The following is a 7,177-nucleotide window of genomic DNA, read 5'->3' as shown; positions in this document are numbered from 1 at the left end:
AACCGAAAAGTACAAAGGTAGTAGCAGCATTTTTAGAAGTAAAAAAGACCACTGGCAATACGAGTGGAATGCTGCTGGCATGTTACAAACCGTAACACGACCAGATAAATTACAAGTACATTTTACCTACGATGCTTTAGGAAGAAGACTTTCTAAAACCTTTAAAAGCACCACCACCAAATGGCTTTGGGATGGTAACGTACCATTACACGAATGGAAAGAAAACCAAAACGGAGACATTTTAAGCAACAGCACCGTTGGCGACAATGGTATTGTAACTTGGGTTTTTGAAGACTATCGAGTGTTAAGAAAAAGTCCTGTGGACTTTTTTAACGAAGATACAGCTGGCGAGTTGGCGAGTACCAACAGCAAAACTTAAAAACAACAAAAAGTTTAGTATTTTAGCAGACCATTTGGGTACACCAACGAGCATGCATAATGCAGAAGGCGAACAAACTTGGGAACGTTCTTTAGATACTTTTGGAAAGGTAATTACAGGAGATAATAATAGTTGCCCTTTTATGTATCAAGGGCAGTATTATGATCCTGAAATTGAATTGGCATATAATCGATTTAGGTATTATGATCCTGAGGATGGTAGGTATATTTCTGTAGATCCAATTGGGTTATTCTCTGGCCAAAACAATCTGTATAGTTATATTGATGATACAAATAGTTGTATAGATGTATTTGGATTAACTGGTACATATATGTTTACTGATGGTAAGAAAAGTTATATTGGGAAAGGAAAAAACCCAAGGTCACTTGGATCTATGAGGGAAAGAATAGGTGGTAAAGACAATGCTACACAACATACTCATGTTGACTATAATAATAACAACACTGGATTGATGGTTGAAGCGGAATTAATGAGAAGACATGATGCCATAAACGATCCTTCATTCGGTAATGCAATTAATTCACCAGGGGAGAAAAAATTAGCAGATGCTGAACTTAATGATCGAGCTTTATATGATGATATTCAGAAAAAAGCAGATGACTTTGAAACAGAACACAAGAAAAGTAAAGGATATAAAAAATAAATATGTCATTTAAAATTAGAGAAAATAGAAAATCAGAATATGTTATTATTGATCATGAATTTGAATCAGGAATTAATTTTGTCTTAAAAAATAATTGCCCAGGAGTTCAATTAAGAAGTTTTATCGGAGTCGATGAGCTAGATTTAAAATCAATAGAAAAACTCAAAAATATTTTAGTTTATTTAAGTATTTCAAATATAAAAAAAGCAATAAATGCTGAGTCTATTTATAGTTTAGATTTGTTAAAAGATTTAGTGATTTCTGAAAATGTAAATTTTGAATTAGATATTAAAAAAATAATTAATCTTGAAAGTTTAGGGGCTGTATATTCAAAAAAAATAATTAATTATAATGAAAATTCAAATCTAAATTCTTTAGTTTTCAGTGCTAAATACCCTTTTGAAAACTTTAAAGAATTTAGTAGTTTAAAAAAACTTGAGGTTTTACATTTATATAAATCAAAAATAGTTAATGTTGATTTTATTGAAAACATTCTACAATTGAAATCTTTGAAACTAGCTTTTAATCCAAAGTTAAATAACATTTCTAGTTTGAATAAATCTAAATCAATAAAAATATTAGAGATAGAAAAATGTAAATCTATTACAGATTTTTCCTCATTAGAAAATAATGATACAATTGAAGAATTATTTATCTCGGAATTAGATTCTTTGCATTTTATTAAGAAAATGAAAAATCTAAAAAAAATAAACTTTTGGAACTGTAAAGATGGCGATATGAAACCTTTAATTGAAACTAAAAGTTTAGAAGAAATTAATTTTTATCCTAATAAAAAACATTACTCTCATACTTTAGAAGAAATTTTAGAATTAACTGGAGCACAAAAAGGAAGGAATGAATAGCCACTAACGCGCGATCCCTCGCTAGCGCTCGTTTGTAACGAGTGCCGTAGCGAGTAAGTTCTACTAAATAATTAAACAATAAAAGCTATCTATTCATTTAGGTAGCTTTTTGTATTTTTAAGGTATGAGCAGAAAGTATAAATTTCATAATCCAACAGCAGCATATTTTGTTTCGTTTGCTACAACCATAACGATAGAGAATATAGTAGCGGCGGACGATTAGAGAAAAAAGGAAGCTGGAACTATAAATACGATGCCGACGGTTTTTTAACTGAAAAGTACAAAGGTAGTAGCAGCATTTTTAGAAGTAAAAAAGACCATTGGCAATACGAGTGGAATGCTGCTGGTATGCTACAAACCGTAACACGACCAGATAAATTACAAGTACATTTTACCTACGATGCTTTAGGCAGAAGACTAAGTAAAACCTTTAAAAGCACCACAACCAAATGGCTTTGGGATGGTAACGTACCATTACACGAATGGAAAGAAAACCAAAATGGAGACATTTTAAGTAACAGCACCGTTGGAGACAATGGCATCGTCACTTGGGTTTTTGAAGACTATCGAGTGTTAAGAAAAAGTCCTGTGGACTTTTTTAACGAAGATACAGCTGGCGAGTTGGCGAGTACCAACAGCCAAACTTAAAAACAATAAGAAATTTAGTATTTTAGCAGACCATTTAGGTACACCAACGAGCATGCATAATGCAGAAGGCGAACAAACTTGGGAACGTAAACTGGATACTTTTGGTAAGGTAATTGTTGGAGACAACAACTCCTGCCCTTTTATGTATCAAGGGCAATATTATGATGCTGAAACCGACAAAGGAGGTTCACGAACTCCTTAAAAAAAACAATAAATTTATGTGAGTAAATTGAATTAGCTTATAATAGATTTAGATATTATGATCCTAAGGATGGTAGGTATATTTCTGTGGATCCGATTGGCTTAGGTTCAGGCGAATTTAATTTTTATACTTACATTAAAAACCCTAATTTATATGTTGATTTTTCTGGTCTAGCTGGTAGTTCTTATAATAATAAAAAATATCATGCTAATGATAGGAGAAACACAAAGGCGCAACACGGTTATGAAATTTACGATAAAGACGGAAATGTTGTAAAAACTGGAGTTAGTAGTGGTCGAATAAGAAAAAAAGACGATAAATCTTCTAGAGCAGAAAAACAAGCAAGAGATTGGAACAAAGATTTAAGTGATGATAGAGCTCCATATAGTACTGAAGTAGTAAAGAAAATTGATAGTGGCGATGGTGCAAGAGGTAAAATACTCGATTGGGAAGTAGAAAATGCAGACCTACACAGAGAAACATTACAATTAGATAAACATTCAAGACCTTAAAAATGAGATTAAATAACATTGACATTCAGTTACGTTTGAATCCTGGCGATACTTCATATCAGTATTTGCTAAAAAAAAGAACAAGACATATATTGAATTATATTGAGAGAAATTGTTTAAAACCTTTAAAGTTTGATTCAACCGAATACAGAAACATTGTAATCACTCTTAAACATGGTTTTGAAGAAAAATATATGAATTTAGAACCTTATATTTCATCCAACAAATCATTAGTTATAGAACTTGATTTCAAAAAAGAGAGATATGATAACTTAAGTACCAACAATGAATTTAGAGAGTTTTTTCATCAAATTTTAATTACAGCCTTTAAAAAAGCAGAAACAAAGTATGTAATTCCTTCCACAGAAATATTAGAGTCTTATGAGGAGTTAAAAGAAAACAAATTTATAAATAATTGGATTTTCAAAAAAAAATCTAATAAAAACATAAATTTGTTAGTCGAGTTAAATTGTAATTTGACTATTTCGAAATTTGAATTATCATTAATTATAATTAGAGATAAAAAAGAAATTTATAACAAAATAATTTTGGAAACTGACCCAGATGAATTAGCATTTGAGTATAGATTTAAAGATATTATTATAGAAGATGATAAAGTTATAATCATTGATAAACGTAAAAAAATACTTAAAGAAGTTTTGTTGTCTGAAATCTAAAATTTTCCCCATGCTGGTGCTAGTTTGTAACTAGACCCAACTAGCGCTTTTGTAAAGCGTGACTAATTGTTTTACTTTAAATAAAAAGGCACACTTTTATAGTGTGCCTTTTTATTTAACTTTTATAATGCAAATGTTCTTTGAAATAACAACCAACAGCCAAACTTAAAAATAATAAGAAATTTAGTATTTTAGCAGACCATTTAGGTACACCAACTAGCATGCATAATGCAGAAGGCGAACAAACTTGGGAACGTAAACTGGATACTTTTGGTAAGGTAATTATAGGAGATAACAACTCCTGCCCATTTATGTATCAAGGGCAATATTATGATGCTGAAACCGACAAAGGAGGTTCACGAACTCCTTAAAAAAAACAATAAATTTATGTGAGTAAATTGAATTAGCTTATAATAGATTTAGATATTATGATCCTGAGGATGGTAGGTATATATCTCAAGATCCAATTGGACTTTTGTCAGGAGAACATAATTTTTACAATTATGTAGGTGATATAAATGAAGAAATTGATCCTTTAGGGTTGGTTGGAGTTGGAACTACAGGTCAATATGTTTACGGTCTCTATGATGTAGGTGCAGTTGAGCCTTATTATATTGGAATTAGCAATAATCCAGAAGTAAGAGCAGAACAACATATAAAGTCAGGAAGATTAGCTGAAACTGGAGAAATGAGAGTTTTACATGGACAAGATGGTAATTTAACTTTAGCGCAAGCTCGTGGTCACGAACAAGATTTAATTGAAACCAAAAAGACAAAAACAGGTATCATAGGTCAAGACATATCTGCTACAAATAGAGGTAATAAAGTTAACTCTTTTGACAAAAACAGAAAAGATAAAAGAGGTAAAGCGTTTAAAAAGGCTTATGATGATATTCAAAGGAATAAAAAGAAAAAAACAAAAGCAGGATATAAAAAATAATGAAAAAAACAACTAAATTAAATGGTGGAGAAATATATGCTATTCCGTTATTTCTATCAGGCGAATCAAGCATAAAGAGTTTTTCAAGAGATAAATTTGAAGATAAAGGTAAAGAATTTGCTTTTTGTAGAGTAATTGAGGATAAAGAAGGTGGTGGTATATTTATTGAAGTATTTGATTTAATTGGTAATTTAAACCAAGATTTAGAAAGTATAATTTCATCTAAACGTTTATTTCAACCTATTGCTACCTCAGGATTAGCAATGACAAAAAAACGCTGGAAAAAGATACATATACAAGAACCTTACGATAAAGAAAAGGATTCTAATTATTCGGAAATAAAGTTAGTCTTAGGTACAAATGATGATTTACGACTATTTCAAAATGGAAAAGAAACTCCAATCAGTCAAATAGAAGCTAAGAAATATGAATTTTGGAAAATATGGATGCCTTCTCAATTAGAAAAACGTATAATTGAAGAGCTATTTGATTAACTAAAAAAATACCGCGAATTCCAACTGGCGCGCTTTTGTAAAGCGTGACTAATTGTATTAAACATAATTTAAAAAAGGCATACTTTTATAAGTGTGCCTTTTTATTTTACTTTTATATTACAAATGCTCTTTGAAATAACAGCAAACTGCAAAACTCAAAACCACAAAAAGTTTAGTATTTTAGCACACCATTTGGGTGACAGAGCGTATAAAAAAGGTCTTGTAGATCTTTTTAGCGAATGAGCCAGCTGGCGCGCTGGGAATGCATGCATAATGCAGAAGGCGAACAAACTTGGGAACGTTCTTTAGATACTTTTGGTAAGGTCATTAAAGGAGATAATAATAGTTGCCCTTTTATGTATCAAGGGCAATATTATGATAGTGAGATAGAACTTGCTTATAATAGGTTTAGATATTATGATCCTGAAGATGGCAGGTATATTTCACAGGACCCTATTGGGTTGCTTTCTGATGAATATAATCTTTACAATTATGTTGGTGATACTAATGCTTATATTGATGCTTTTGGATTAGCAGGATATAAAGGAAGAAAAAATAAAGATGGCTCGCCAAGTAAAAAGAGAGGACCAAAAACAAAAGGTGAAAATGGACCACACAACGATGTAATTGGTAAAAAAGCAAAAGAATTAGATGACCTAGGCTGGAAAATAGAAGAAGGAGGAAATATAGAAGCTGAAAAACTTCATATCACAGGTGGAGTAAAAAATAGAAGACCATATATTCTAGCCACAAAAGACGGAAAAACAAAGGTTGTAAATGTTGGAAAACAAAAAAGAGATGGCACTCCAATCAAAAGAGAGCAGCAAGCAATTGATGATTTAAGTAACATTTTTGATGATGTTGAGTTTGTTCCATATAATTAATTTAATATGAAAGTAATTAGTACACAGTTTTTTATAAATCATTCAGAATTATCAGAGTTTGTCGAAAAAATGAGAATATCTAATGATTTAAATATTGGATTTATTGAAAAGAAACCAACTTCTCATACTTTTGGCATTAAAACATTCTGTATTAAAGAAAATATTAACTACAATTCTTTACTTAAATCTAGTGCAAGAATAGTTTTTTCTATCAATGATTTTAATTTGAGTAATACTGAAAAGCCCTATTTATTTTTAGAGAACAATCCAAATATATTATCAATTACCATCGGAGAAGAAACTAAAACATTCTTAAAAGAGTCATGGCTTAGTTCTCTTAAAATATTGACCGATGAAAACTCTTTCAAATTATGGAAAAAAATTGAAAGAGAATTAAAAAAACTTATTATTTCAGGTGGATACAGTGTTTTTGAACCAACAGAAAACAGAAAATTCGAAAGAACATTAAAATATACCAATGGTGCAAAAAAGGCTTTTGAAAAAGGATTAAAAATATTACCTTCTTCTGGTAAGAATATTCATTTTGAATTAACAAAAGAAAACTAAGAAAAATCCAACTGGTACGCTTTTATAAAGCGTGACTAATTGTTTAAATATAATTTAAAAAAGGCTCACTAATAAAAAGTGTGCCTTTTTATTTTAAACATTAGCCAACTTTCAAGATGGTACACAACAAGTACGTGACCAAGATAATGTTGGTAACCTTTTTGAAACCACCAACCATAACGATAGAGAATACAGTAAAGGCGGAAGATTAGAGAAAAAAGGAAGCTGGAACTATAAATACGATGCCGACGGTTTTTTAACCGAAAAGTACAAAGGTAGTAGCAGTATTTTTAGAAGTAAAAAAGACCATTGGCAATACGAGTGGAATGCTGCTGGTATGTTGCAAA

The 7,177-nt window shown here is 30.7% G+C and carries 11 protein-coding genes and 1 pseudogene; all 12 read left to right on the top strand.

Annotation, left to right across the window (positions count from 1 at the left end; all coding sequences use genetic code 11):
* Positions 1 to 379, top strand: a pseudogene (locus tag ACVCXO_RS10840) (hypothetical protein); the annotation flags it as partial.
* Positions 380 to 413: 34 nt separating this feature from the next.
* Entirely contained in the window at positions 414 to 1,043 is a 630-nt protein-coding gene (locus ACVCXO_RS10835; RefSeq protein ID WP_452229607.1) for an RHS repeat domain-containing protein, read from the top strand.
* Between the two features lie 2 nt (positions 1,044 to 1,045).
* Entirely contained in the window at positions 1,046 to 1,906 is an 861-nt protein-coding gene (locus ACVCXO_RS10830; RefSeq protein ID WP_452229606.1) for a hypothetical protein, read from the top strand.
* 348 nt (positions 1,907 to 2,254) lie between these two features.
* Positions 2,255 to 2,554 (top strand): hypothetical protein, encoded by a 300-nt coding sequence (locus ACVCXO_RS10825; RefSeq protein WP_452229605.1) that lies wholly within the window; start codon positions 2,255 to 2,257, stop codon positions 2,552 to 2,554.
* A 52-nt stretch (positions 2,555 to 2,606) separates the two neighbouring features.
* Entirely contained in the window at positions 2,607 to 2,756 is a 150-nt protein-coding gene (locus ACVCXO_RS10820) for a hypothetical protein (protein ID WP_452229604.1), read from the top strand.
* 86 nt (positions 2,757 to 2,842) lie between these two features.
* Complete coding sequence (locus ACVCXO_RS10815; RefSeq protein WP_452229603.1) at positions 2,843 to 3,268, top strand: hypothetical protein; 426 nt, start codon at positions 2,843 to 2,845, stop codon at positions 3,266 to 3,268.
* A 2-nt stretch (positions 3,269 to 3,270) separates the two neighbouring features.
* Positions 3,271 to 3,945, top strand: coding sequence for a hypothetical protein (locus ACVCXO_RS10810; RefSeq protein WP_452229602.1), 675 nt, complete (start codon positions 3,271 to 3,273; stop codon positions 3,943 to 3,945).
* Positions 3,946 to 4,166: 221 nt separating this feature from the next.
* Complete coding sequence (locus tag ACVCXO_RS10805; protein ID WP_452229601.1) at positions 4,167 to 4,316, top strand: hypothetical protein; 150 nt, start codon at positions 4,167 to 4,169, stop codon at positions 4,314 to 4,316.
* A gap of 26 nt (positions 4,317 to 4,342) precedes the next feature.
* Entirely contained in the window at positions 4,343 to 4,885 is a 543-nt protein-coding gene (locus ACVCXO_RS10800; protein ID WP_452229608.1) for an RHS repeat-associated core domain-containing protein, read from the top strand.
* Positions 4,885 to 5,379, top strand: coding sequence for an immunity 26/phosphotriesterase HocA family protein (locus ACVCXO_RS10795; RefSeq protein ID WP_452229600.1), 495 nt, complete (start codon positions 4,885 to 4,887; stop codon positions 5,377 to 5,379). The genes ACVCXO_RS10800 and ACVCXO_RS10795 overlap by 1 nt, the downstream gene beginning before the upstream one ends.
* A gap of 239 nt (positions 5,380 to 5,618) precedes the next feature.
* Positions 5,619 to 6,263, top strand: coding sequence for an RHS repeat domain-containing protein (locus ACVCXO_RS10790; RefSeq protein WP_452229599.1), 645 nt, complete (start codon positions 5,619 to 5,621; stop codon positions 6,261 to 6,263).
* 6 nt (positions 6,264 to 6,269) lie between these two features.
* Positions 6,270 to 6,830 carry a hypothetical protein gene (locus tag ACVCXO_RS10785; protein WP_452229598.1) on the top strand — a complete coding sequence of 187 codons (561 nt, stop codon included), beginning with the start codon at positions 6,270 to 6,272 and terminating at the stop codon, positions 6,828 to 6,830.
* Positions 6,831 to 7,177 lie beyond the last annotated feature (347 nt).

This window comes from Lacinutrix sp. MEBiC02404, assembly GCF_053601575.1.
Note: the sequence above shows the minus strand (reverse complement) of the source record. Positions and strands in the feature narration are given on the sequence as shown.

Bases quoted from the DNA above. Each gene is read 5' to 3' on its own strand.
- ACVCXO_RS10830 (WP_452229606.1), top strand. From the start codon at position 1,046: ATGTCATTTAAAATTAGAGAAAATAGAAAATCAGAATATGTTATTATT.
- ACVCXO_RS10825 (WP_452229605.1), top strand. From the start codon at position 2,255: ATGCTACAAACCGTAACACGACCAGATAAATTACAAGTACATTTTACC.
- ACVCXO_RS10820 (WP_452229604.1), top strand. From the start codon at position 2,607: ATGCATAATGCAGAAGGCGAACAAACTTGGGAACGTAAACTGGATACT.
- ACVCXO_RS10810 (WP_452229602.1), top strand. From the start codon at position 3,271: ATGAGATTAAATAACATTGACATTCAGTTACGTTTGAATCCTGGCGAT.
- ACVCXO_RS10805 (WP_452229601.1), top strand. From the start codon at position 4,167: ATGCATAATGCAGAAGGCGAACAAACTTGGGAACGTAAACTGGATACT.
- ACVCXO_RS10795 (WP_452229600.1), top strand. From the start codon at position 4,885: ATGAAAAAAACAACTAAATTAAATGGTGGAGAAATATATGCTATTCCG.
- ACVCXO_RS10790 (WP_452229599.1), top strand. From the start codon at position 5,619: ATGAGCCAGCTGGCGCGCTGGGAATGCATGCATAATGCAGAAGGCGAA.
- ACVCXO_RS10785 (WP_452229598.1), top strand. From the start codon at position 6,270: ATGAAAGTAATTAGTACACAGTTTTTTATAAATCATTCAGAATTATCA.